Source organism: Synechococcus sp. W65.1, assembly GCF_047461615.1.
Classification (GTDB): domain Bacteria; phylum Cyanobacteriota; class Cyanobacteriia; order Thermostichales; family Thermostichaceae; genus Thermostichus.
The window spans coordinates 46,078-71,351 of record NZ_JANSHI010000013.1 but is presented as its reverse complement, the minus strand read 5'-3'; the positions used below and the strand labels follow the sequence as shown (position 1 = coordinate 71,351).

The window sequence follows — 25,274 nt, the reverse complement described above, 5'->3', positions numbered from 1 at the left end:
CCTAGCTGGATACCCGTACAGCCTTGCTAGGTCAGCCATGAACATTGCTGCTGAGATTACACCGCTCTTTTTGCTGGGAACGCTGGCCTTTTTGGGTTGGGGCTTCTGGCGAGCCCGCCGACGGGGATCCCTAGCCGTCTGGATGTGGCTGCAGGGATCCCTGCTCCTTTTGCCGTGGGTGATCTTCCTGGGGCTGCTGCTGGTGGGGGTTTACCTCAACTTTGCCGGCTTCTTGCTGCTCTTGCTGGTGTTTACGGGGCTCTACATTGCCGTGGGGCGCAAAACCCGCCAGTTGGCCCAGCAGGAGCTGCAAGCGCGGCGGCAGCAGTTGGCTAGTTTAGAGGGGCAACCAGAAGGGGCAGCGGAGGCGTCGACCCAGGCTGCGGCGGAGCCAGCAGGGTTTCTGCGCAAGATCTCCACCGAGGATTTGCAAGCTATTCAGTCCATCTTCAGCCTGGACACCTTTTTTGTTACTGAAACCATCCCCTATGGGGAGGGGGCCATCTTTAAGGGCAACCTCCGCGGGGACGCCGAGGTGGTCGTACCCCTACTGGTGGAAAAGCTCAAAGAGCGCGTGGGCAGCCGCTACCAACTGTTTTTGGTCGAGGATGCCTCGGAAAAGCCGGCGGTGGTGGTTCTGCCAGACGAGATAGTTAACTACCGCGCCTCGAGGGGAGCCCAGATTCTGGCCGCAGGCCTAATGCTAGCTAGCTTTCTGGCCACCCTAGAGGTGGGGGCCAACTTGCTGGGCTTCCGGCTGTTGGAGGCGCCAGGGCGCTGGGTGGAAGCTCTGCCCGTGGCAGCTGGGATCTTTGCCATTTTGCTGGTGCACGAGACCGGACACCGCTGGATGGCCGGCAGGTATGGGGTGCGCCTCAGCCCCGCTTTTGTTATCCCCAGCCTAGGGATTGGCACGCTGGGATCCCTAAACCGCATCCAATCGCCGGTGCCCAACCGCAAGGCCCTCTTCGACATCGCCTTTGCTGGACCAGCAGCGGGCGGCCTCCTTTCCTTGGTGGTGCTCCTGGTTGGCCTGAAGCTCTCGGGCGCTGGAGGCGTGTACGTGCCTACGGAGATCTTTCGCAGCTCCATCCTGGTGGGCACCCTGGCGCGGCTGGTGCTGGGATCCCAGCTGCAGGCGGAGCTGGTGCCCATTCACCCCTTCGTGGCCGTAGGCTGGATTGGGCTGGCCATCACCGCCTTGAGCCTGCTGCCTGCTGGCCAGTTGGACGGGGGTCGCATTGTGCAGGCCGTGTATGGGCGTAAGACAGCAGCCCGCGCCACGGTGATTACCCTCATTGCGTTGGCCGTGGCAGCCATCAGCAACGTCTTGGCCCTCTACTGGGCGCTGCTCATTCTCTTTATTGCTCGTGAGCCGGAGCGTCCCCCGCAAGATGAGATTACGGAAACCGACGGCCAGCGGGATGCCTTGGCGCTGCTAGCCCTCTTTTTGATGGTGATGACCCTGCTGCCAATTGCCCCCGCCTTGGCGGGCTTCCTCAACCTCCCCAACGGCTAAATGTCGCTGCCAGGAAAAGGCTTGGGCCCCAGCCGAGAGGACCAAGAAAAGCACCTGCAGGCCCTGCGGGTTCAGGCTGTCCACCATCACCAGCGGGGGCAACTGGAAGAGGCCATCTCCCTCTACCAACAGGTGTTGCAGGCCCGGCCCGCCCACCCGGAAGCGCTGCACCTTTTGGGGGTCTGCCGACAGCAGCAGGGAGTCCTGGAGGAAGCCATTGCCCTGATGCAGCAGGCCTTGGCGCAGCAGCCGTGGTTTCCCGACGCCCACTACAATCTGGCAATTGCCCTCAAGCAGGTAGGTTACCTGGAGGAGGCAAAAGCTCACCTCCAGCAGGCGTTGGAGCAGGGGGGGCCGGATCCAGAGGTCCTGTACCAGCTAGGCCTGGTGCTACGGCAGCAGGGGGAGTGGGAGGCGGCGCTGGTGCCGCTGCTGCAGGCTCTGGAGTTGCAGCCGGGCTTTACCGATGCTGCCCATATCCTGGCCATCTTGTTGCGCGATTGCGGGCAAGAGGAGGAAGCGGCCAAGCTGTTCTACCAACTCTGGCAAGCGGATCCAGCCGACTTGGCCGCCGCCCTGGGCTGGTGTGTCAGCCAGTTGCCCCTGCTCTACGACGCCCCGGAACAGATAGCAAGCGCTCGCCAGCGCTACCGCCAGGCCCTAGAAGAGGTCAAGGCCCGCTGGGAGCAACTGCCGCGGGATCCAGAAACCCTGGAGCAAGCGGCTGCCGGCGTCGGCTCTGTCCAGCCTTTCTTTTTGCCCTACCAGGGCCAGAACGACCGCGAGCTGCAGCAACTGTACGGATCCCTAGTGGGGGAGGTCATGGCGGCTCGCTACCCCCAGTCTCCCCTTCCCCGGCAGCGACGTCCTGGGCGGCTTCGGGTAGGCATCGTCTCCGGCCTGTTCCGGGATCACTCGGTTTGGAAGATCCTAACTCGCGGCTGGGTAGAAGCTTTGGATCGCTCCCAAGTGGCCCTCTACGGCTTCCACACCTCGGCCATCCAAGACGAGATCACGCGCTCCCTGCCCTCTCGCTTTGAGCAGTTTGTGGCCGGATCCCGCAGCTTAATGGAGTGGCAGGCAGTCATTCGAGAGGCCCAACTGGACGTGCTCCTCTACCCAGAAGTGGGCATCGACCCGGTCTGCGCTCAACTGGCTGCCCTGCGTTTGGCGCCGGTACAGGCCATGGCCTGGGGCCATCCCCAAACTTCCGGTCTACCAACAATGGATGTCTTCATCAGCAGCGAGCTGATGGAACCGCCGGACGGGGCCAGCCACTACACTGAGCAGCTCCTGCTCCTGCCCGGCCTCGGCACCTACTACATCCCCTCGGAGGTTGCACCTGCCTCTGTGGACTGGCAGGCCTGGGGGGTGGATCCTGACAGGGTGCTCTACCTTTGTGCCCAATCCTTGTTCAAATACCTGCCCCAATACGACGAGGTGTTCCCCCGCATTGCCCGGGAGGTGGGGCGGTGTCAATTCCTATTCCTCCAGGGCCGCCTTTCCCAAGGGATCCGCCAGCGCTTTTGGCAACGGCTGCAGCGAGCCTTCCGCGCCTACGGCCTGGCCGCCGAAGACTATGTGCTGCTGCTGCCGGAGCTCTCGCCCGCCGAATATGCCGCCTACAACGCCCTGGGGGATGTTTACCTAGACAGCATCGGCTGGTCTGGCGGCAACACCACCCTGGAAGCCTTGCCCCACGGCCTGCCCATTGTTACCTTGCCGGGATCCCTGATGCGGGCCGCCATACCTACGCCATCCTGCAGCAAATGGAGCTCCACGAAACCATTGCTTCTAGCCTGGATGAGTACGTTCAGATTGCCGTGCGGCTGGGCTTGGACGACCGCTGGCGTGAGGAAGTGGGCCGGCAGGTAAAAGCCCGTCAGGAGCAGGTCTACCGGGATCCCGCCCCCATCCGCGCCCTGGAAGCGTGGCTGCAAACTCTGAAGAGCTGAGGGGGAGTTTACTGGCCGGAGTCCCGACCTTCCAAACGGCAGAGCAGTTGCCGCATCAATAGCTCCCGCTGGCCTAAAGAGAGGTGGGGAGCAACCGCGCTGGAAAAATGGGGCATGGCTAGGGTGACGCGATCCAGCAAGTCGGCACGGCGATGTTGTTGCTGGATGGCCCAAGCCCGCTGCACAAGGTCTGCAGCTGTTTCCAGCTCCAGCCCCGCCTGTTCGGCTAGCCAAGCGGCTAATTGTTCCAGGTCGGGATCAAAGCGCAGCCGGTACATGTAGATTAGCATCCCGATCCCGAGCACTAGGCCTACGGCGCTGGCCACATAGGCAGCCTTAACGGAAGTTCCCGGCAGATAGGCCACCGCCGACACGCGTAAGATTTCATAGGGGATGCGAATCAGGCTGTAGCCGACGACATAGGTCCAGACCCAAGTGCCATCCTTAAGCTTGGGAAAGCGCCAGAACATCCCCATCAAGAGGGCAAACAGAACCAGGTTAAGGAGGCTTTCGTAAAAGAAGATGGGGTGAAAAAACTCAAACTGGCTGTGTTCCGGCTCGCGGGCCTCGGGAGGGATATATATCCGCAAAGGCCAACTGCTGTCAGGAGGAATGGGGGCACCGTAGGCCTCGGAGTTGAAAAAATTGCCCCAGCGCCCAATGGCTTGGCCCAAGATCAAGCCAGGGGTGAGTACATCGGCGTACTTCCACCCGTTGATCCCGGTGGCGCGGCAATAGAGGTAAAGGGCAAGCGCCCCTGCCAAGATCCCACCGTGGATGATGATGCCTCCCCGCCAGATGGCAAAGGCCAAGAGGGGATTGTCTTGGAACTCTGACCAATGGGTGAGGACGTAGTAGAGGCGGGCGCCCAGAAACCCCGACACCACTAGCCACAGGGCCAGGGCCTCGACCCGCTCGCCGGCCTTGCCTGGCTCTTTCTCGAGGTGACGGGCCTCCGCTAGGGCTTTGGTCAGGATTAGGCCAACCAACACGGCAATGCCCATCAGCAGGCCGTACCAGCGCAAACCTAGCCCGCCCACCAGGGGAGTGCTGGGGGGAAAGCGGAAGACAAATTCTCCGGGCGAGCTAAAAGTAAGGCCTAGCAGCTCAGTACCCCGTAGATTCATCCCAAGCACGCTCTGCACCCCCAATCCCCCAACTTAGTTCCAGCAGTTAGCTTCCACGCCGCGCCAGTAGGACGAATTTTCCGGTCGCGCTCTTAGTCTCGCAACACGTAGCCTACCCCGCGCACCGTCTGGATGAGGCGCTTCTCTCCTAGAGCTTCGATCTTAAGACGCAAGTAGCGAATGTAAACCTCGATGATGTTAGAGTCGCCTGCAAAGTTATGTCCCCACACATGCTCCAGAATCTGCTGGCGGGTGAGCACCTGGCGGGGATGTTCCATGAGGTAGCGCAACAGCTCGTATTCTTTAGCGGTCAGCTCCACCTGGCGCTCTCCCCGCCTCACCTCCCGTGTCACGGGATCCAGGGTTAGATCCATGAACACCAACTGGCCATGGGGGGATCCCTTGGGGTGCTGCAAATAGATCCGTATCCGCGCCAGTAACTCCTGAAGGCTAAAGGGTTTCACGACGTAATCATCCGCCCCGGCCTCCAGCCCTGCCGCCCGAGCTGCCACCTCATCGCTAGCCGTCATTAGCACCACCGGCACGCGGTTGCCCGTCAAGCGCAACTGGCGACAAACTTCCAACCCCGAGATCCCGGGCAACATCCAGTCCAAGAGCACCAAGTCGGGGTTTTGGGTGTGGGCTGCCGCCAGCCCCGCCGTGCCATCGCCGACCACGCTGACTCGGTACCCTTCATGGGCCAGCCCAGTTTCCAGGAAACGGGCCAACTTGGCCTCATCTTCGATCACCAGAATGTGGGCAGAGGAGGATTCCGGCTCGGGCATATTCTCTCCAGAAGAGGCGGGAAATCGGCTCCCTGCCCACCAGCATACCTTAGCCGTAGGGATTGACAGGCGGGGTAACGTGAAGCCTGCGCCAGCTACGTGTCCCACAAGCGGCTGCTGCCTGAAGGAGAGATTTGCTGCAGCTACAGGATCTCCCAGCTATCCCCGAAACCGAGGGTGGCGAACACTTAGATTAACCCCCACTCCTCCTACGCTCGGCTGATGACGAGTAGGTGCGCCCGCGCCAAGAGCGAGGGCGGCTAAGGGCCGACAGGATCACTCGCAGGACGGCCAAGGGATCCGCCAGCGGCGAAGCCCAAAACGTCCAGGGGGGATCTTGGTAGGAGCCGCGAATGCCCACAAGGACTCCCAGTCGCAAGGCAACTAGGCCCAGGTTAAGACCCAGCAGCACCTGCTCCGTTAGGGAAAAGGGGAACCCCAGCCCGGCCTTGAGCCCCAGACCCCCAACCGCTAAGACTGGGATCCCCTGGGTAAGCACAAGTAGGGCGATATCCCCCCACAGTTGGGCTGCAGGAGTGGCATCTTTCAAGTCCAGGGATCGGCCCCACTCCCGCCAAGTTTCGGCCAAAGAAGTGTACATGCGCACCTTGAGCAGGTGCCGACCGTTGCAGAAAGCTACCTTAAAGCCGGCTGCCGCAATCTGCCGCACCAGGGTGACATCGTCGCAGAAGGAGGCCCGCGCCAGCGTGTAGCCGTTCATGGCTTCTAGCACCGAGCGGCGCACCAACATGCACTGCCCATTGGCCATCGTCCGCTCTGGCAGGGTAGCAGTGTCCCCTGGCGCTCCATAGCGGTAAATTAGGGTTGCCAAAAGAGCTGGTTGGAGCCAGCCTTCCCCCCAGTGCTGCAGGATAAACTGCGGCGCCAGGGTGAGGAGATCCAGCCCTTTGGCCTGGGCAGTTTCCAGCAAGCGCTCCACCAAGCCCGGCTGGGGGCGGGTATCGGCATCAATGCCCAAGATCCACTCAGAAGCGGGATCCGCCTGGAGAAAGCCGTAGTGTAAAGCCCAGGGACGACCCACCCAGCCGCTGGGCAGGGGATCGTCGGTCAAGAGGCGAAAGCGGGGATCCCGCTTGGCCATCTGCAGCACTTTTTCGCGGGTGCCATCCTGGGAGCAGCTATCCACCACCAGTACCTCGCGCACGACCGCTCCCTGGCGGTGCAGCCCTTCTAGGCAGGGATCCAGGCGCTCGGCCTCGTTGAGGGTGGGCAGCAAAACGCTGACCAGGCCCGGCGGAAAAGGGATCCCCGGTTGACCAGGAGGGAGAGGAGAAGGACGCCACAGAGAGGGCAGCAGCCGGGCCAGCAACACCGCCGCCATCGGCAGCTGTAGGGCCAACAAACCCAAGGCAGCCGCATCCTCCATCGGGATCGCGTGCGTATCCATTAGAGCTACCTTCCTACCTCCAAGTTGCCCAGCAAGGCCCAAGCCGGTGGCTTTGGTTCAGAATCAATGTGACCCTTGCCCTCGGCTTTTTCTTTCTTAGCCCTCTGTGGATGTTTCCACTCAGCTTAGCCCCGGGGGATCCCTTGTCGCCCTCGTCAAGCTTCCTGCAGGACAGCTGGAGCGTGCTTTGGTGCAGAAAGAGCTGAGTCAGATTCTCGCCAAGAAACCCAAGCACCTCTTGCTGGATCTGAGCCAGGTTACGCAGATCGACAGCAGGGGAGTTTCGGCTTTGGTGTGGGCAAGACGCGCCTGCGCCGCCGCCGACTGTCATCTCAAGCTCTGCGGTTTAGGAGAGAAAGCCAAGACAGTTCTCAAGGTTACCCGTCTGGACTCTCTTTTCAAGACTTATCCCTCGGTGGAAGCGGCCCTCAAGGATCTCTCTGACGCCTGAGGGGGATGGCTAGTCGCAAGTTTTGCTGCATCCTCAGGGAGCAGTCTCCTGACTCTCAACAGCCTGAGGCTGGTTTCTTTGGGCATAGAGCTTGGCCTGTTGCCGGATTTCCTCCCGCACCTTGGGCGGGGCCAGGCGGGCTGCTTGCTCAAATAGCTCAGGGGCTTTTGCCCGTAGGTTTTCGTCGGTCGCGGAGCTAAGAGCCATCGCTTTGCCCAGGAGCGGGGCATAGTCACTGGGATCCTCCGCAATCAACTCGTCGTAGAGGGCTGTGGCTTTTTCCGTTTGGTCGTTGCGGGCATAAGCGAAAGCCAAGCGCAAGCGGGCCTCGCGATCTGCGGGCGCTGCTTCCAGATGCTTCTCCAGCAGAGCAATAGCCTCAGAGGTGCGGCCCAGGGCTAGCTGTACCTCCACTAACTGCTGCAGCACTTGGCCGTCTTTGGGATCCTTGTCGTAGAGGATTTGGAGCTGCTCCAATGCTCCTTCAAAATCTCCCGTATCTCGCTGAATTTGAGCCAAAAAAGCTCGCAGTTGCCGATTTTCCGGCTCCAGTTCCACTAGCTTCTTCAGCGGCTCGATTGCCCCTTGCGGCTCGTTGAGCTGTAGTTGCGTGTCGACCAGTCCCCGCAGGGCAATGGGGTTGTCCGGCTCCCGTTCCAGCACGGCGCGATAGCCATCCGCCTGGGCCCGCAGTTGTTCGGTAACCAAGCTAGCGGTGTCCTGCGAGTCCGAAGGCCCTAGTGCCTGGAGGATAGGACCAAAGGAGAAGCCCAGGAACATCGCTAGGCCGACCACCGCCACCAGGGCTTCTAGGAATTTGCGGAGGGGCGATTTGTCAGGTTTGGACTGAGGCATGAAGGAGCTCGCACAAAATCTCTCTGTACTCTATCATTCGCTCCCTTGGAAGCCCAGCAGCCTCTCGGTTAGACTTAGGAACTCATTTTGACCTCCATGAAGGGCAGCTCCCCTAACTTTGAACCTGCTGGAGCTGCTGCACCTGAGCCTGCAGGTAAGGGATCCCCACGCGGTGGCAATAGTCGCCAAAGCGCTCTTGCGGCTGGCGCTCCTGCTTGTAGATCTGCAGGAGAACCCGCATCAGGGGCACAATTTGGCTGATATGCACCCGATCCTGAAACGGCTGAGCCAAGCGATCCCCTCGCGGGCTGGCCCCCAGCCAGATTTGGTAGTAGCCATCGGGGGCCGATCCCACCAATCCCAGCTCCGCCAAGTAAGGGCGGGCACAGCCGTTGGGGCAGCCGGTCATGCGCACCAAAAAGGGCGAGTCCTGTAGCCCCAGCTCCTGCAACACCTGATCCAACTGGCGAATCAAGCTGGGCAGGGCCCGCTCCGACTCGGTGATGGCTAGGCTGCAAGTGGGAAGCGCCGGACAGGCCATGGACAGCCTCACCAGCTCCGGGATCTCCTCCTTGGAGGGGACTCCGTGGGACTTGAGGGTCTGGTTAATGGCCTCCCGCTGGTGCTCCTCGATGTCGATGAGGATCACGTCCTGCGTGGGGGTAAGCCGCAGGTGGAGAGCAAATTCCTCCACGATCTTGCGCAGTGCCGTTTTGAGCTGCCGCTCCGGCGTATCTTGGATGCGGCCATTTTCAATAGAGATGCCCAAAAACCAACGGCCATCCCCCTGCTCGTGCCAGCCCAGGTAGTCGTCGCTGTTGGGGACAAACTTAGGCATGCGCCGGAAGGGCAATAGCTTCTCCCCCAAGTACTGCTCGACCACGCGGCGAAACTTGTGGATCCCCCAGTCGCGCACAAGATACTTCAGCCGCGCCTGCTTGCGGTCGTAGCGGTTGCCGTGATCCCGCTGCACGGCCAAGACTGCCTGGCAAACCCGATACACCGTCTCCGGCGGGGCAAAGCAGAGTTTCTGGGCCAAAAGGGGCTCCGTCTCTTCCTTGCCATGGGTGCGCCCCATCCCTCCGCCCACCACGATGTTAAAGCCCTTGAGGTTGCCCTTGCGGTCGGTAAGCACAATTAGGCCCAGATCCTGGGCGTAGATGTCGACCGTGTTCTCTCCAGCCACGGTGATGGCGGTCTTGAACTTGCGGGGCAAGTAGACTGGGCCATACAGAGGCTCCGGCCCTTCCAGCCTTACCCCATTGCCGACAAACTGCTCGGCTTCCCGGACTTCCGGATCCACCGGCGCGATGGGAACTGGCTCCCCATCTACCCAGATCTCGTAGTAGGCAGAGGTCTTCGGCGCCAGGAGATCTGCCAGTTTGCGCGCATACTCCTGGGCATAGCGGTAGGCAGGCCGGTTCTTGTAGGGGGCAGCCGGCGCCGTGATGTTGCGGTTGACATCTCCACAGGCAGCCAGGGTGGATCCCATCTGCCGAATAATGCTGGCCACTGTGGCCTTGAGATTTTTCTTCAGGATCCCGTGTAATTGCAAGGTTTGTCGGGTGGTGGCGCGCAAGGTGCCGTTGCCGTACTCATCGGCCAGCCGATCCAGGGTCAAATAGAGCTGTGGCGGCACATGCCCCCCCGGAATGCGGGTGCGCAGCATCATCTGGTAGGCCCGCTCCAGTCCCTCCTGCTTTCGCTGCTGCCGCAGATCCCGGTCGTCCTGCTGGTAGACACCGTGGAACTTGAGCACCTGCACCGCCGCTTCGCTGAAGTGGGTAGTGTCTTGGGCCAACTCCTGCTGCAAGGGATCCCGCAGAAAGTTGCTTTCAGCCTTGATGTGCTCTACTTTGGAGCGCTTGGCTTCGGAGGTGGCAGAGGAGGTCATCTAATTCCCCAGTAATCCGGTCGGAATACCTGTGAAACAGGGTATCACCTCTTGCCAGCAACGTCCAGTTTGGCTTCTCCACAGCCTGCTGTAGCGCTTACAGCCGGCCTCAAAGCTCTAGCCGGCCAGCCCCAAGCGGGCGCTGTAGTCTGCCGCCGACCAGAGTTTCCAGGCAGAGTTGCCCTGCAGCTCCAAGACAAGGTCGTGGTAGGCCAGGAGGGTGGGGCGGTGGCCGACACTGACGTAGGTGGTGTTGAGGCGTTGCAGTTGCAGGTAGAGCAGTTTTTCGTTGGCCACATCCAGGGCGCTGGTGGCCTCGTCCAAAATGGCGTAGCGGGGCTGTGTAATTAAGATGCGGGCAAAGGCCAGGCGCTGCTGTTCGCCCAAAGAGAGGGTGCTGGCCCAATCTTTCTCCACGTCGAAGCCGCCCACCCGCTCCGGCAAGTCAGCGAGGTTAACTTGGGCCAAGATCTGCAGGAGCTCCTCGTCGGTCAGATCCCGGCGACGGCCTGGATAGAGGAGTTGATCCCGCAGGGATCCCAGGAGCATGTAGGGCTTCTGGGGCAGGAAGAGCATCTCGCCGGTGTCGGGACGGGCGATGGATCCCTGGCCGTTGCTCCACAGGCCAGCAATGGCTCGCAGCAGGGAGCTCTTGCCGCTGCCGCTGACCCCCACAATCAATAGCCGTTGGCCTGCCTCCAAACTTAGGGACAGATCCCGAACCAAGGTTCGTTCCGAATTGGGCGTAAGCAAAGTAACATGCTGCAGCGCCAGGTGGGGGGCAATGCGGGTTTGGATGGCGCTTTCTCGAGGACGCAGCTGGCGCAGGGCCGGATCCTCCAAAGCTTCGTAAAAGGATCCCAGGCGGTTGATCCCGGCGGCAAAGCTGGAGATGCTTTGGATCTGGTTGGCCACAATCGAAAGGGCGCTCAGCACCTGGCTAAAGGCAATGGTGGCCTGGGTGATGGTGCCAAAATCCCGCACGCCGCTGAAGTAAAGGGGAGCCACAATCACATAGGGAACGATGCGGGTAAAGTAGTTATAGGCGTACTGAAAGATATCGATAATTGCTTGCCAAATGATCAACAAATTAAAGTTGCGCAAGGCAGCAGCGAAGCGATTCAGGATCTGTCTTAGCTCTAGGTTTTCGCCCTGGTAAAAGGCAATGGACTCGGCGTTGTCTCGCACGTGTACTAGGCTGTAGCGAAAGTCGGCCTCGTAGCGCAGTTGATCGAAGTTAATTTTAATCAGCCTGCGACCGGCCAAAACGGCAATGCCAGTGCCGATGGTAGCATAGATAACCAATCCTATCGCCAGCACGCGGGAAATGCTATAGAGAATGCCAGTGAAGGCGTAGAGAGTGAGGATTGAGTCGAGAATATCCAACAAAAAAGAAAGGGTGGTGCCAGTAAAGGAGCGAACGTCTTCTGAAATGCGCTGGTCAGGGTTATCGATTTCGGTGTTGGCAGCGTTGGAATCCAGCTCGTAGTAGGCCCGTCGGTCAAAGTAGCGATCCAGGAAGTAGTCGGTTAGCCATTCCCGCCAAAACAGGCCCAGCTTTAGCCGCGTATAGCGGTAGATCACCAAGATGGGAATGGCTGAGATGATCAACACCCCGTAGATGATCAAAAACTGCCAGAAGGTGCTCTCTTCCTTTTGCTGCAGGGCAGTGTCGATAAAACGAAAGATAAAGCTAATCATTACATTTAGCCGGTTTACTGTTAGGGACAGAAACAGCAAAAAGGTAAGGAGCACCCATTGCAACCAGCGCCGATGGATCTGCCTCCATACCACCCCAAACGCCAGGCTGCTTAGGGCCAAGCTGGCTGCTGCCACCCATAGCACTGGCGAGGCTAGGTTTCTCTCTGTTTGCTCGACCAAGCCTGCTGCTAGGGTTCGGAAGAACTCTGGAAAAAGGGCCTTTCCAACCAGGGTTACCCCAATCTCGACAAAGAACATGAGGGCAACCACAAACACCATGGATGCTGCTAGCAGGCCAAAGAAAATCCAGCCTCCATAGCGCACCCTCGGGTAAAAATATGGCTGAGCTACGGTGATAAAGCGGTCCCAAAGTTTGCGGTCGAAGTTAAACTGATAGGTTTGGGAGTCCATGTTGGCAGCCGTCGGCAAGAGCGTGGGAGCCTTACAACATCTTCCAGGCTAGCAGGCCAGGGATCCCCATCTCTGTTCAGCAGGAGCAACTTCTCTAGCTGGCAAGTCCGACTGGCTAGGCAGGATCCCCTTGCAGCCGCTCTTGCCATGCCGCGTGGGCCGCTAGCCACACCGTCTGCACCGGCACGCGGAACTCTTGGGCGCGGGCCACACAGTCGCGAAACTCCGGCTGGGCGTTGACAATGCGGCCGTGGTGGCAGGCCACCTTGACGTCCACCAGGCCGTAGGGAGTTTCCACCCGCTCGATCCGCCGCTCCAGGACGGTGCGCTGCTGCAGAGAGTGGCGAATGCCCAGGGTGGTGGTTTCCCGGAAGAGGAGATCCTGGCACTCCAGCACGCGATCCGGCGGGCAGATGACCGTCAGTAATACCCCTGGTCGTCCCTGCTTCATGGTGATGGGCTGGGTAAACACGTCCCAGGCACCGAGGGCCAGCAACTGCTCACAGGTGTAGGCAATGACTTGAGGGTTGAGATCGTCAATCTGGGTTTGTAAGACCGAGACAATCTCGGTCGGCTCATGCCCCTGCGATTGACCAATCCAAAGGCGAAAGATGTTGGGAATGGGCAGCTCACGGCTGCCAGCCCCCCGCCCCACTTTTTCCAGCCGCAGCGGTGGACAAGGCCCAAACTCTTCTGCCAGCGCCACTGCCAAGGCTGCCCCGGTGGGGGTAACCAGCTCGGCTTCCACGCCGTTGCTGAACACTGGCACATGCCCCATTTCCCACAGCTCAATCACCGCCGGAACGGGCACCGCTAGCTGGCCGTGTTCGGTGCTGACCCAGCCGCCGCCAATGGGGTGAGGAGAAGAGATCACCCGCTCCACCTGCAGCCAGTCGAGGCCAACACAGGTGCCGACGATATCCACCAGGGCATCGACAGCCCCCACCTCGTGGAAATGCACTTTTTCCAGGGGAACCTGATGAACTTTTGCCTCCGCCTGGGCCAGCTTCTCGAAAACCTTGAGGCTGCGGGCCTTGACCGCAGGAGCCAAGCGGGATCTGGCAATCAAAGCCTGGATCTCCAACCAGGAGCGAGGGGGCAGGGATCCGTCCAGCACCTCCACCACCGCCTGCAGGGCAGGCTGCCCACAGCGCTGCACGCGACTCACCTGCAGGTTGTATTCCCCCCCGATGCCCAAGGCCTGGAGCTGCTGGTTGAGATACTCCAGGGGCACCCCGCAATCCAGCAGCGCCCCCAGGCACATGTCGCCGGCAATGCCCGCTGCGCAGTCAAAGTAAGCTACTTTCATACCAAAGCATGTTGACATACTCCCCTCGCCTAAAGGCGAGAGATTCTTGACGCTTCACAGACTGCTGCTGGCTAGCCAGTCTTACGCAGTCTCCACGTCCGTTTTAGAGTCGGGCGATGCCCCATCCCGACTTGCTTTAGGTTGTTGGCAGCGTTGACGTCCCTGTCATGCACTGCCCCGCAACCGTCGCAGACCACCACACGGGTAGCCAAATCCAACTTGCCCCAGTGCCAGCCACAAGCCGAACAGTACTGGCTTGTAGCCTCCCACCGGTCGATTAGGCGCACTTCCCTCTGGTACTTCTCACCTTTGCCCTCACAGAGAGCCCGAAAGGTATGCCACCCCTGCTGACTAATCGCCTTGGACAACCGACGGTTTTTCAACATCCCGCTAACGTTGAGGTCTTCCAAGCACACGACTTGGTTTTCGACTGTGAGCTGGGTTGACAACTTGTGCAGGAAGTCGAGCCGCATGTCGGCAATGCGGTTGTGCAGCTTGGCAATCCTCAGCCGGGTTCGCTCCCACCGATGGGATCCCTTCACCCGCCTGGCAAGCTGCTTTTGCAGCTGGGCAATACGGTTGTACAGAGGCCTATAGTTGGGACTGGGGAACTTGGCCCCATCGCTTGTGGCGGCGAAGGTCTTAATCCCCAAATCCACTCCAATACTGGGTGAGCGAGCAGGGATGCTAACAGGTTCCGTCTCCACCACAAAGCTGACAAAGTAACGCTCGGCAGTGTCTTTAATTACAGTGACGGAACTAGGGGTACTCGGCAAAGGTCGGCTCCAAATAGGCTTAATGGCTCCCACCTTGGCCAAGTAAACCCGCTTACCGTTGATAGAAAAAGCTCCCCTAGTTAGCGTTGCTGACTGCTTGGCTGCTTTCTTTTTGAGCTGCGGCGCACCTCCTTCCTGGGCAAAGAAACGCTGGTAAGCTTTGTCCAAATGTCTGAGAGATTGCTGTAAAGCAACACTTGAAACTTCGCCCAACCACGGAATCGATTGCTTGAGCTCGGTTAGGCGCTTGGCCAAAGCGTTGTACCCTGGATACTTCCCAACGGCTTGGCAGTGGGCTAAGGCTTCATTCCAGACGTACCTGACACAGCCAAACAACTTGGCAAGCTTCTGCCGCTGTTGGTCTGTGGGGTAGAACCTATACCTGTATCGAGCTTTCATGGGCTAGAGTCAAGTTGGCATGTCCAGGATAGCACATGAAATTAAGGAGAGACCGCAACAGTGTTTCCAGTCTGCAGGCTCAGCTGGTGTTCGTCACCAAATCCAGGCGAAAGATACTCACTCAAGAGAGTTTAAACTTGATTGCGGAGGTGTTTAAGAGTGTTGCCCGAAAGATGGACTTTGAGGTCTTGGAGTTTAACGGCGAGGCAGACTACGTCCGCCTTCTAATTGCCTACCCGCCCAAGTGGTCTATCTCTCAAATGGTGAATGCACTGAAGGGAGTTTCGAGTCGCAAGTGCGGGCAAGCTAAACTACCTAAACCTTACGGCAAGAATGCCTTGTGGAGTCCCAGCTACTTGGCTTCTAGTGTTGGGGGTGCCCCTCTGCATCTCTTAGTGGCCTACATCCAAAACCAAGAAAAGCTGCCCTAGAGGGCAGGGTTCTAGACCTAGATTTTCTGATAATGATAAGAACTTGCGGAAGGAGTTGAGCGCTTTGAAGCGTCCTGAGGCAGCAAAAGCCAAGAGGGGATCCCAGATGCGGATCCCCCTGGGGATCCTGCTGGCGGCGACGCTGCTGCTGTGGGGTCTGTGGGGATCGGCGGCGAACGGCCAGACTCGCCTCAACTTCAACAACGCCGATCTGCGAGGGCAGGATCTGTCGCGTCAGGATTGGCGAGGCAGCAGCTTTGTCAGCGCCAACCTGCAGGGTGCCGACCTGCACGGGGCTAACCTCACCGGCGTGGTCTTCACCAAGGCCAATCTGGCGGGGGCCAACCTGGCTGGGGCGGATCTGAGCAACAGCCTGCTGGATCTGGCCAACCTAGCGGGTGCCGACCTCCGAGGAGCCAACCTCAGGGGAGCGATCGCCGCGCGGGCCGTTTGGGAAGGGGCTCAGATTGCCGGCGCCGACTTCAGCGAGGCCTATGTGGATCGGGCGGCCCTGCGCCAGTTGTGCCAGCGAGCGGAGGGATCCCATCCCGTAACCGGAGTTTCCACTCGCGCAAGTCTCGGCTGTCCTTGAAAGCTGGCAAAGGTGAAGAAAACAGGATCCCTGACCCTCGCCAGCCGGATTGACCTTTAGATTGGGTGAGGCATTGATCGTACCTCAGCCATGAGCAAGCCCAGCTTTGCGGTGATCGGCCTGGCGGTGATGGGGGAAAACCTGGCCCTCAACGTCGAACGCAACGGCTTTCCAGTTGTTGTCTACAACCGCACCCGCTCCAAAACCGAGCAGTTCATCCAAGGGCGAGCCCAGGGCAAACAGATTACCCCCGCCTACAGCCTGCCGGAGTTGGTGCAACAAATGGAGCGGCCCCGTAAAATCTTGATCATGGTCAAGGCAGGCCCAGCGGTGGATGCTCTCATCGACGAGCTCAAACCGCTGCTGGAGCCGGGCGACATCCTCATCGATGGGGGCAATTCTCTCTACAGCGACACCGACCGGCGCGCCGCGGCCCTGGAGCCTACTGGGATCCACTTTGTCGGCATGGGGGTGAGCGGCGGGGAAGAAGGCGCCCTCAACGGCCCCAGCCTCATGCCTGGCGGCAGTCTGGAAGCCTACCACTTACTGCAGCCCATCCTCACCAAAATTGCCGCCCAAGGGCCAGACGGGCCCTGTGTCACCTACCTGGGGCCCAAAGGGGGCGGGCACTACGTGAAGATGGTGCACAACGGCATCGAATACGGCGACATGCAACTCATTGCCGAGGTCTACGACCTCATGCGCAGGGGGCTAAAGCTTTCGGCACCCCAGATGCAGGAGATCTTCCAAGCCTGGAACGAGACGGAGCTGGAGTCGTTTCTGATTGAGATTACCGCCAAGATCTTGGGGACGCTGGATGCGGAGACGGGCAGGCCGCTGGTGGATCTCATTTTGGACAAGGCAGGCCAGAAGGGCACGGGCCTGTGGACGGTCAAGGACGCCCTGGATTTGGGGGTGCCAGTGCCCACCATCGAGGCGGCAGTGCAGGCCCGCATTCTCTCGTCGATGAAGGAAGAGCGGGTGGCCGCCTCCAAGCAGTTGCAAGGGCCAGGAACCACCTTTGAAGGGGATCCCGAGCGCTTCCTTCAGGATCTGCGTGCCGCTCTCTATTGTTCCAAGATCTGCTCCTATGCCCAGGGGATGGCGCTGCTCCGGCAAGCCACTGTTGCCCACGGCTACATCTACACCTTGAGCGAGATCCCTCGCATCTGGAAGGGGGGCTGCATTATCCGCGCCCGCCTCCTGGGCAAAATCCAGGCAGCCTACCAGCGGGATCCGGAGCTGGTCAACCTGCTTCTGGATGAGGAGTTCAAGCAGGCCATCCAGGAACGGCAGGGAGCCTGGCGGCGGGTGGTGGCCACCGCAGCAGCTTTGGGGATCCCGATCCCGGCCATCAGCGCCTCCCTGGCCTACTACGACAGCTACCGCACTGCCGAGCTGCCCCAAAACCTCACCCAGGCCCAGCGGGATTTCTTCGGCGCCCACACCTTTGAGCGCATCGACAGGCCCGGGGTTTTCCACCACGCCTGGACCGCCTAGAGGGAAGCCCCACCTAGACCCAGGGGTGTCTGCTTAACCGTAAAGCCCCGCACTTCCGTATGGAAAGGATCTCCTTCTTGGGGGAAATCCTTGCGGAAGTGGGCTCCGCGGCTTTCCTCTCGCAACAGAGCCCCTTGCGCCACCAGGCGGGCAAGCAGCAGCAAACTCCCGGCCTCGACCTCCTCCCGGCTGGCCCAGGGCTTCTCCTCCAGGGGTAGGGCCTCTGCAAAAGCCAGAAAAGCCCGCAGCCGCTCTCCCTCCCGCACCACGCCCAGGGCTTCTCCCACCTGCTGCCTGAGCTCAGGAAGCAGAGAGGGCGGCGCCGTCAGCACCGGTAGAGCCTGCACCTGCCGCGGTGGATCCTGGAGGTCCCGCAGGGCAGCTAGGGCAGCCCGCTTGCCCATGACCAGCCCCTCCAAGAGGCTGTTGGAAGCCAAACGGTTTGCCCCGTGCAGGCCCGTAGAAGCCACTTCCCCCGCCGCGTAGAGGCCCGGCAGGCCCGTGCAGCCAAAAGCATCCGTTCGCACGCCGCCCATGACGTAGTGGGCAGCGGGAGCAACCGGCAGGGGCTCCCTTCTGGGATCCAGCCCCAAAGCGCGGGCAGAGGCAACAACGGTAGGAAAGCGCTCTTCCAGATGGGGCACAGCTTGGAGGTCCAGGTAAACTCCCCCCGTCCGCTGCTGCTCCCAGAACACTGCCTGGGCCACCACATCCCGCGGCGCTAGATCCCCCAGCTCCGCATAGCGAGGCATAAAGCGCTCCCTCCAGGCGTTGAGCAGCACGGCCCCTGCCCCTCGGGCGGCTTCACTGACCAGGGCTCCATTAGGCAAAACGGTGGGGTGAAACTGCACAAACTCGAGATCCCTGAGAATGGCCCCTGCTCGCCAGGCCAGGGCCATGCCATCACCAGTAGCTCCCGGCGGAGCTGTGGAGAGGGGGAAGAGGCTGCCAAACCCGCCTGTAGCCAGGAGAACCGCCCCCGCCCTTACCTGAAGAAAGCCCTCCGGCCCGAGGAGCAGGGCTCCTCCCACTCTCTCCCCTGCCATCAAAAGGCTGAGGGCTGTGTAGCCCTCCAAAGGCGGCTTGCTCAGGCGAGCCAGCAGGCCTCTGAGAAGCCATAGCCCACTCCGATCCCCTCCCAGATGGCGTACCCGCGCCCGCGAATGGCCCCCTTCCCGCACTGGCTCAGGGTGGAAGGGCAGATCCCAGGACAAAAGCTTCTCCAGATGAAAGGGCGCTTCCTCCAGAATGGAGCGGGCCACTTCGGTCTCCACCAGGCCCCGGCCTGCCTGCAGGGTGTCCTGGAGGTGGGCCTCCACATCCGCCGCATCCAGCGGAAAAGCCACCCCCCCCTGCGCCCAAGGGGTGGATCCCGAGGGGAGGGGATCCTTGCTCACCACCAGGGCTCTGGCCCCCTCCGCTTCCGCCCACAGGGCTGCATAGACCCCTGCCACCCCTGCTCCCAGGATCAGGAGGTCTGTTTCCGCCGGGAAAGCCGTGGACACCACTGGACAAAACCGCCCCTCGACCGGGGCGCTTCTAGGCTCCCGCCGGCACCGACAGCATGGCCAGGAGGGACTTGCGGGCTTTTTCGGCCACCGCCTCTGGCACCTGGATCACGTGGCGCATCTCCAGCAGGGAGCGATAGATCTTTTCCAGAGTAATTTTTTTCATGTACTCGCAGACGGCGTCTGCTTTGACAGGGATAAACCTCTTGTTGGGAGCCTCTTTTTGCAGCCGGTGGAGAATGCCCACTTCGGTGGCGACCACAAACTCGCGGCTGGCCGAAGTTTTGGCATAACGCACCATCCCCTCGGTAGAAAGGAGCTTGGCGTCCGGCTTGAGAAATAGACAACTGGAGCCACAACTGCACTCGGGGTGGATGAGGAACTCCGCCTCTGGGTGCCTCTCTGCCATTGCCTTGAGGTGCTCCTCCCGGATGCCGACATGGACGTGGCACTCGCCGGGGAACAGGTCCAGCTCCCTCCCCGTTGCCTGGGCTACATAGGCCCCCAGGAACATATCCGGCACAAAAAAGATGGGGCGATCCGGCGGCAGGCTAGCCACCACTTGAACCGCGTTGGCGCTGGTTACGCAGACATCGGCTAGGGCCTTGATCTCGGCAGCGGTGTTGACGTAGGCAACCACCAGGCCTTCTGGGTTGGCCTCTTTCCAGCGCTGCACATCCTCCGGGCGGATGCTGTCAGCTAGGGAGCAGCCAGCCTCCAGATCCGGCAGCAGCACCGTCTTTTCCGGGTTGAGGATGGCTGCCGTTTCGGCCATGAAGTGGACGCCCGCAAAGACGATGACCTGGGCGTTCGTTTTCTGCGCCTCACGGGCCAGGCCCAGCGAGTCTCCCACAAAGTCCGCCACCTCTTGCACCTCGGGGAGTTGGTAGGAGTGGGCTAGGATAACCGCCTGCCTTTCTCGCTTGAGCCGAGCTATTTCCTGCACGAGGGTTGCTTCTGTCATCCTATCTAGGCCGGCCATCGGGTACAGATCCTGACTTGCCGGGCTGCCTGCCAAAAAATCCTAGACAAAGCGTTGCCCAGCAGCTGGGCTATTCATCTAGCCTAGCATCAGAAGCAGCCCCCGCCAGGGCAGACCTTAGGGCCGCACTACTAGCAAAGAGAGATCCAAGGCTTTGGCCGAGTGAGTCAGGGCCCCCACACTGATGTAATCCACGCCTGCCTCAGCCGCTTGCCGGGCGCGCTCTAGGTTCATGTTGCCGCTAGCTTCTAGGGGAACTTTCCCCCCTACCCGTTGAACGGCAACCCGGATCTGCTCCAAGGGGAAGTTATCGAGAAGAATTAGATCAGCGCCTGCTGCCAAAGCCTCCTCCAGCTCTTGGAGGTTGCGTACCTCAACCTCGACCTTGAGGTGGTGGGGGGCCCCTGCTTTGGCCCGCTGGATGGCTGCCGAGATGCCGCCTGCGCCGCGGATGTGGTTTTCCTTGATCAAGATGCCGTCGAAGAGGCCAAAGCGGTGGTTTTTGCCGCCCCCGACTCGGACCGCGTATTTCTCCAGGGCGCGCAAGCCAGGGGTGGTCTTGCGGGTGTCCAAAAGCTGGGCTGAAGTTCCCCGCAGCGCCTCTACGTAGGTGCGGGTGAGGGTGGCAATGCCGGAAAGCCTTTGGAGAAGGTTTAGCGCCAGCCTTTCTGCTGCCAGAATGCCCCGCAGGGATCCCTTGAGCTGGACTACCTCCTGGCCAGCAGCCACAGAGGCTCCTTCCTCTACCTTGGGGGCGAACTGCACCTGGGGATCCACTAGCCGGAAAACCCGCTTGGCAATCCCCAAACCCGCTAGGATCCCTGGCTCCTTGGCTAGGATCACCGCCTCGCCCTCCACGCCGGGGGGCAGGGTCAGCTCACTGGTGAGATCGCCGTGGCCAAGATCTTCCTGTAGCCAGGCGCACAGGGTCTCCTCTGGGATGTAGAATGCTTGCATCATCTTTTGCAGAAGTTGGTTGCTTATGGCCTCGGCTGGATCCCCTAAGTCCAATAGTGGCACTTTCAGCCGTCGTCAGTTGCTCAAAGCAGGAGCTGCCGCGCTAGGAGGCAGTTTGCTGGCCGCAGCAGGTGCTCAAGCGCAGCGGCGAACTTCCCCCACCCTCATCGTGGCGCAGAGATCCAAGCTCGACCGAGTTTCCTATGCTACCAACTGGTATGCCCAAGCGGAGCATGGCGGCTTCTATCAGGCGGTGGCCACAGGCATTTACCGCGAGTACGGGCTAGACGTCACCATCAAGATGGGCAGCCCCCAGGTCAACATCACCCAGATTTTGGCCGGTGGAGCTGCTGACTTTGCCATGGGGGGAAGCGCGGGAGTCATCAACGCTGTGCGGGAAGGGATCCCGCTCATCTGCGTGGCGGCTATTTTCCAAAAAGACCCGCAGGTTCTCCTGGCCCATCCCGGCACCAAGCGCCTGGAGGAGCTCAAGGGCCGACCCATTTTCGTGTCCAAGGGGGCCTTTACCACCTACTGGCCCTTCCTGAAAGCCAAGTACGGCTTTACTGACGACCAAACCCGCCCCTACAACTTCAACCCTGGCCCCTTCTTGGCCGATCCCAGCTCCGCCCAGCAGGGGTACCTCACCTCTGAGCCTTTTGCCATCGAAAAACAAGGAGGGTTTAAGCCAGTCGTTTTCCTCCTGGCCGACTACGGCTACAACCCCTATGCTACGACCATCGAGACGCGGCGCCAATTGGTGAAAACCAAGCCTGACTTGGTGCAGCGATTTGTCGATGCCTCCATCAAGGGCTGGTACAGCTTTCTCGAGGATCCTCGCCCCGCCTATCGCCTCATCAAGCGGGATAACCCAGAGATGACCGATGAGCAGTTGGCCTACAGCTTTGAGAAGTTGAAAGAGTACGGCATCATTTTGTCTGGCGACGCCCTGGAAAAGGGCATTGGCGCCATGACCCACGAACGTTGGCAAAGCTTCTTTGAGGCCATGACTGTAGCAGGCGTCTTTGAGCCAACTATCAACTACCGAGCTGCCTACACCCTGGACTTTGTCAACAAAGGTCCTGATTACTACAAGAAGAGCTAGGCCTATGCCCTGCAGCGGCCCGGTAACCTCCCTAGGGGCAGATAGCGATTGTTGGCTTGTCTAAGTCAAGATTGACACCCTTGCTAGCTTTCCCTTAGCTCAGCCTTACATCCCTCTGGTTTGGCTAAAATCCGCAGGAACCCTCGTGCCCAGTTTGGCTTGTCGAGCACCTTGGCTTAGCGAGCACGTAGAGGGAGGGAACAATCTTGCTTGCACCAGTCGAGGGTCGTAAGCGATTTGAGTGGACGATGGGCAGCTCCCCGAGCGGAGGGTGAGCGGGTTTGGGAAAGCGGCAAGACGGCTTCCACGACCTCTTGGTCGGTCTGGAACTGGTGCCAGTAAGGCTTTGGGAGGCAGAGCTCTAGAAAAAAGCTAGAGTGAGGGGCTTGAACCCGCCCTCTCTGCATCGCCGTGGGCGCAAGTGGCTTGCCTAAGTGATAATCAGTGATAATCATAACTGGTGACGATTGGAGCAAATTAGCCGTGAAAGTTGCTTACGTATTCATTAGCCCCCGCGGCGGCACCTACAAGCTAGGCCAGATGATCCTGCCGCAGCTTGAGGCGGGAGTCCACGGCGCAGAAGTGGTGGGCATGTTCTTTTTCGACGACAACTGCTTTGTCTTGCGGCAGGGGGATCCCATCGGCGAGGGCCTAGCCAAGATTGCCGAAGCGCAAAACATTTTGCTGATGATGTGCGATATGTGCGCCCTGGAGCGCAACCTGGCGGAAGGGGAACCCAAGTGGTGCGACGCCCAGGGACGTGGACGCAAGGAGCCGGGCTACTGCGTTCCCAAAAACGTGGTTAAAGGCGTGCAGGTGGGCTGCTTCCCCGACCTCTACGCGGCCTTGAAAGACAACCCACCTGACCAAGTGATCAGCTTGTAACAGGCCTAGCTGACGGCTACGGCCGCAGGCGGCTCCTGGCGGGGCTGAGAGCCAATCTTGCGGAAGACCAGCCGCTCGTTGGCCACATCCACCAAGATGCGGTCGCCGGGCAGGAACTCGTTTTCCAGCAGCTTGGTGGCGATGGGGTTTTCGATCTCCCGCTGAATCACCCGCTTCAGCGGGCGAGCACCAAACATGGGGTCGTAGCCCAGTTCGGCCAAGTAGCTCTTGGCCTCTTCGGTAAGCAGGAGCTCGATTTGCTGATCCGCCAGCAACTGCTCCACCCGCCGCATCTGCAGGCTGACGATCTGGCGGATTTGCTCTCGGGTGAGGGCGTGGAAGATGATGATCTCGTCCACGCGGTTGAGGAACTCCGGCCGGAAGTGCTGCCGCAACAGAGTCAGCACCTGGCTTTTCATCTCCTCGTAGCGGCTTTCGTCGCCCCCGATTTCTAGGATGAGCTCGCTGCCAATGTTACTGGTCATGATGATGATGGTGTTTTTGAAGTCTACCGTCCTGCCCTGGGAGTCGGTGATGCGGCCATCATCAAGCACCTGCAGCAGGATGTTGAAAACATCGGGATGGGCTTTTTCCACCTCGTCAAAGAGCACCACCGAGTAGGGGCGGCGCCGCACCGCTTCGGAAAGCTGCCCGCCTTCTTCGTAGCCCACATAGCCCGGCGGAGCGCCGATGAGGCGGGAGACCGAGTGTTTCTCCATATACTCCGACATGTCGAGGCGCACCATTGCCTCGGAGCTGTCGAAGAGGAATTCTGCCAAGGCGCGGGCCAGCTCGGTTTTGCCGACGCCAGTGGGGCCCATGAACAGGAACGAGCCAATGGGCCGATTGGGATCCTTGAGGCCGGCCCGAGCCCGCCGGATGGCTGCCGCTACTGCCGCTACCGCCTCGTCTTGGCCCACCACCCGCTGGTGCAAATGGGCTTCTAGGCGCAGCAGCTTTTGCTTTTCCGACTCCATTAGGCTAGTGACCGGGATCCCGGTCCAGCGGGAAACAATCTCGGCAATGTCTTCGGGCGTCACCTGTTCCCGCAGCAAGGGCTCGCCGTTGGCCTGCAGCTTGGCCAGGTAGGCCTCCTGTTCTTGGATTTGGCGCTCCAGCTCCATCAGCTTGCCGTATTTGAGCTCGGCAGCCCGATTGAGGTCGTACTTCTGCTCGGCTTGCTCAATCTGCAGCTTGACAGCGTCCCGTTCGGCCTTGAGGTTTTGCAGGCGCTCGATGGCCTCTTTTTCCATTTGCCAACGGGCGCTCAGCTCCCGCTGCCGCTCCATCAAGTTGGCTAGCTCCTGCTCAATTTTGCCCAGGCGCTCCTTGGAGGCGGGGTCATCTTCTTTCTTGAGGGAGAGCTCCTCCATCTGCAGTTGCATGATGCGCCGGTCAATCTCGTCTAGCTCGACGGGCTTGGAGGTAATCTCCATCTTGAGCTTGGCCGCTGCCTCATCCACTAGGTCAATGGCCTTGTCGGGCAAAAAGCGCTCGGAAATGTAGCGGTTGGAGAGAACCGCCGCTGCCACCAGGGCCGAATCGCTGATTTTTACTCCGTGGTGCAGCTCGTAGCGCTCCTTGAGGCCGCGCAGGATGGAGATGGTGTCTTCCACGGAGGGCTGATCCACATACACCGGCTGGAAGCGGCGCTCCAGGGCAGCGTCTTTTTCAATGTACTTGCGGTACTCATCCAGGGTGGTGGCGCCAATGCAGCGCAATTCACCGCGGGCCAGCATGGGCTTGAGCAGGTTGCCAGCATCCATGGCTCCCTCGGCGGCCCCTGCCCCTACCACCGTGTGCAGCTCGTCAATGAAGAGGATGATCTGGCCCTCCGATTCGGTAACCTCCTTCAGCACGGCCTTGAGGCGATCTTCAAATTCGCCGCGGTACTTGGCCCCAGCAATCAGGGATCCCATGTCCAAGGCAATGACCCGCCGGTTTTTCAACGACTCCGGCACATCTCCCCGGTTGATGCGCTGGGCCAGGCCCTCGACAATGGCGGTTTTGCCCACGCCCGGCTCGCCGATGAGCACGGGGTTGTTTTTGGTGCGGCGGGAGAGCACCTGAATGACCCGGCGGATCTCCTCGTCCCGCCCAATGACCGGATCCAGCTTCCCTTCGCGAGCAGCCTTGGTAAGGTCGCGGCCATAGCGCTCCAGGGCTTCGTAGCGGGCCTCCGGGTTTTTGTCGGTAACCCGCTGCTTGCCTCGCACTTGCTGAATGACGGGTTTAAGGCGCTCGACCGTCAAGCCCAGGGGTGCTAGAACCCGCTTGCCCACCCGCTCGTCGTCTAGGGCTCCTAGGAGCAGGTGCTCCACCGAGATGAAATCATCGCCATACTCTTTGCGAAACTCCTCGGCCCGATCCAGGGTGGTCTCCAGGCCGCGGCCCAGGTAGAGCTGATCCACCCGCGCCAATTTTGGCTGCTGGTTGATGAAAGCCTCGACACGATCCCGCACCCGCCTTGGCTCAATGCCAGCCCGCTGCAGAATTATTGGGGTAAGGCCGCCCTCTTGGTCCAAAAGCGAGATAAGCAGGTGCTCGGTTTCCAACTGCTGCTGTTGGTGGCGTCGGGCTACATCCTGGGATTGAACCAGGGCGCTCCAGGCTTTCTCGGTAAATTGGTTGGGATTGGTGGGCTGCATAGGAGTTCGCAAGTTGTTCTCTCAATCCAGATATCGCCCATTGGGCCAAAGTTGGAGTTCGTAACAACCGTCCCTC

At 60.3% G+C, this 25,274-nt stretch carries 20 protein-coding genes; 8 read left to right on the top strand and 12 right to left on the bottom strand.

Going from position 1 to position 25,274, the window contains the following annotated elements; all coding sequences use genetic code 11:
* The first annotated feature begins 37 nt into the window (after nucleotides 1–37).
* Complete coding sequence (locus NW806_RS08525) at nucleotides 38–1,519, top strand: site-2 protease family protein (protein ID WP_414410774.1); 1,482 nt, start codon at nucleotides 38–40, stop codon at nucleotides 1,517–1,519.
* Between the two features lie 21 nt (nucleotides 1,520–1,540).
* The gene (locus tag NW806_RS08520) at nucleotides 1,541–3,394 is read left to right on the top strand and encodes a tetratricopeptide repeat protein (RefSeq protein WP_414410773.1); all 1,854 of its coding nucleotides are present in this window, start codon (nucleotides 1,541–1,543) and stop codon (nucleotides 3,392–3,394) included.
* Between the two features lie 88 nt (nucleotides 3,395–3,482).
* Here NW806_RS08520 and lgt read toward each other — a convergent pair whose 3' ends face one another.
* The 3 genes from lgt to NW806_RS08505 form a co-directional block, all read right to left on the bottom strand.
* Nucleotides 3,483–4,601 (bottom strand): prolipoprotein diacylglyceryl transferase, encoded by a 1,119-nt coding sequence (lgt, locus tag NW806_RS08515; RefSeq protein WP_414410772.1) that lies wholly within the window; start codon nucleotides 4,599–4,601, stop codon nucleotides 3,483–3,485.
* Between the two features lie 92 nt (nucleotides 4,602–4,693).
* Nucleotides 4,694–5,386 carry a response regulator transcription factor gene (locus NW806_RS08510; RefSeq protein ID WP_414410771.1) on the bottom strand — a complete coding sequence of 231 codons (693 nt, stop codon included), beginning with the start codon at nucleotides 5,384–5,386 and terminating at the stop codon, nucleotides 4,694–4,696.
* 193 nt (nucleotides 5,387–5,579) lie between these two features.
* A complete protein-coding gene (locus tag NW806_RS08505; RefSeq protein ID WP_414410770.1) occupies nucleotides 5,580–6,794 on the bottom strand; it encodes a glycosyltransferase family 2 protein in 1,215 nt (404 codons plus the stop codon).
* Nucleotides 6,795–6,900: 106 nt separating this feature from the next.
* On the opposite strand from NW806_RS08505, the gene NW806_RS08500 reads away from it, so the two are divergent.
* Nucleotides 6,901–7,245 carry an STAS domain-containing protein gene (locus tag NW806_RS08500; protein ID WP_414410769.1) on the top strand — a complete coding sequence of 115 codons (345 nt, stop codon included), beginning with the start codon at nucleotides 6,901–6,903 and terminating at the stop codon, nucleotides 7,243–7,245.
* A gap of 33 nt (nucleotides 7,246–7,278) precedes the next feature.
* On the opposite strand, the gene NW806_RS08495 is transcribed toward NW806_RS08500, so the two are convergent.
* The 5 genes from NW806_RS08495 to NW806_RS08475 all read right to left on the bottom strand — a co-directional run bounded on the left by NW806_RS08495 (nucleotide 7,279) and on the right by NW806_RS08475 (nucleotide 14,590).
* A complete protein-coding gene (locus NW806_RS08495) occupies nucleotides 7,279–8,100 on the bottom strand; it encodes a tetratricopeptide repeat protein (protein WP_414410768.1) in 822 nt (273 codons plus the stop codon).
* Between the two features lie 112 nt (nucleotides 8,101–8,212).
* Nucleotides 8,213–9,994 carry an NADPH-dependent assimilatory sulfite reductase hemoprotein subunit gene (locus tag NW806_RS08490; RefSeq protein WP_414410767.1) on the bottom strand — a complete coding sequence of 594 codons (1,782 nt, stop codon included), beginning with the start codon at nucleotides 9,992–9,994 and terminating at the stop codon, nucleotides 8,213–8,215.
* A 117-nt stretch (nucleotides 9,995–10,111) separates the two neighbouring features.
* Complete coding sequence (locus tag NW806_RS08485) at nucleotides 10,112–12,106, bottom strand: ABC transporter ATP-binding protein/permease (RefSeq protein ID WP_414410766.1); 1,995 nt, start codon at nucleotides 12,104–12,106, stop codon at nucleotides 10,112–10,114.
* 115 nt (nucleotides 12,107–12,221) lie between these two features.
* On the bottom strand, nucleotides 12,222–13,415 hold the full coding sequence (gene larC / locus NW806_RS08480; RefSeq protein ID WP_414410765.1) for a nickel pincer cofactor biosynthesis protein LarC: 1,194 nt from the start codon (nucleotides 13,413–13,415) through the stop codon (nucleotides 12,222–12,224).
* Between the two features lie 71 nt (nucleotides 13,416–13,486).
* Nucleotides 13,487–14,590 carry an RNA-guided endonuclease InsQ/TnpB family protein gene (locus tag NW806_RS08475; RefSeq protein WP_099812285.1) on the bottom strand — a complete coding sequence of 368 codons (1,104 nt, stop codon included), beginning with the start codon at nucleotides 14,588–14,590 and terminating at the stop codon, nucleotides 13,487–13,489.
* 35 nt (nucleotides 14,591–14,625) lie between these two features.
* Here NW806_RS08475 and tnpA point away from each other — a divergent pair, with 35 nt between their 5' ends.
* From tnpA to gndA, 3 genes are all read left to right on the top strand, one after another.
* Nucleotides 14,626–15,021 carry an IS200/IS605 family transposase gene (gene tnpA, locus NW806_RS08470; protein WP_414347159.1) on the top strand — a complete coding sequence of 132 codons (396 nt, stop codon included), beginning with the start codon at nucleotides 14,626–14,628 and terminating at the stop codon, nucleotides 15,019–15,021.
* 106 nt (nucleotides 15,022–15,127) lie between these two features.
* Nucleotides 15,128–15,613: a pentapeptide repeat-containing protein gene (locus tag NW806_RS08465; protein WP_414410764.1), complete on the top strand. Its 486-nt coding sequence runs from the start codon at nucleotides 15,128–15,130 to the stop codon at nucleotides 15,611–15,613.
* Between the two features lie 90 nt (nucleotides 15,614–15,703).
* A complete protein-coding gene (gndA, locus tag NW806_RS08460; RefSeq protein ID WP_414410763.1) occupies nucleotides 15,704–17,113 on the top strand; it encodes an NADP-dependent phosphogluconate dehydrogenase in 1,410 nt (469 codons plus the stop codon).
* Here gndA and NW806_RS08455 read toward each other — a convergent pair.
* The 3 genes from NW806_RS08455 to nadC all read right to left on the bottom strand — a co-directional run bounded on the left by NW806_RS08455 (nucleotide 17,110) and on the right by nadC (nucleotide 20,563).
* Nucleotides 17,110–18,618, bottom strand: a complete 1,509-nt coding sequence (locus NW806_RS08455; RefSeq protein WP_414410762.1) for an L-aspartate oxidase — start codon at nucleotides 18,616–18,618, stop codon at nucleotides 17,110–17,112. The two genes, gndA and NW806_RS08455, sit on opposite strands and share 4 nt — an antisense overlap.
* A 34-nt stretch (nucleotides 18,619–18,652) precedes the next feature.
* Entirely contained in the window at nucleotides 18,653–19,585 is a 933-nt protein-coding gene (nadA, locus tag NW806_RS08450) for a quinolinate synthase NadA (RefSeq protein WP_414394741.1), read from the bottom strand.
* A 135-nt stretch (nucleotides 19,586–19,720) separates the two neighbouring features.
* Nucleotides 19,721–20,563 (bottom strand): carboxylating nicotinate-nucleotide diphosphorylase, encoded by an 843-nt coding sequence (gene nadC, locus NW806_RS08445; protein WP_414410761.1) that lies wholly within the window; start codon nucleotides 20,561–20,563, stop codon nucleotides 19,721–19,723.
* A 22-nt stretch (nucleotides 20,564–20,585) separates the two neighbouring features.
* On the opposite strand from nadC, the gene NW806_RS08440 reads away from it, so the two are divergent.
* Together NW806_RS08440 and NW806_RS08435 are read left to right on the top strand one after the other, a co-directional pair.
* Complete coding sequence (locus NW806_RS08440; protein WP_414410760.1) at nucleotides 20,586–21,665, top strand: ABC transporter substrate-binding protein; 1,080 nt, start codon at nucleotides 20,586–20,588, stop codon at nucleotides 21,663–21,665.
* Nucleotides 21,666–22,148: 483 nt separating this feature from the next.
* On the top strand, nucleotides 22,149–22,550 hold the full coding sequence (locus tag NW806_RS08435; protein ID WP_414410759.1) for a SaoD/DsrE family protein: 402 nt from the start codon (nucleotides 22,149–22,151) through the stop codon (nucleotides 22,548–22,550).
* Between the two features lie 5 nt (nucleotides 22,551–22,555).
* Here NW806_RS08435 and clpB read toward each other — a convergent pair whose 3' ends face one another.
* Complete coding sequence (clpB, locus tag NW806_RS08430; RefSeq protein ID WP_414410758.1) at nucleotides 22,556–25,198, bottom strand: ATP-dependent chaperone ClpB; 2,643 nt, start codon at nucleotides 25,196–25,198, stop codon at nucleotides 22,556–22,558.
* Between the last annotated feature and the right edge of the window lie 76 nt (nucleotides 25,199–25,274).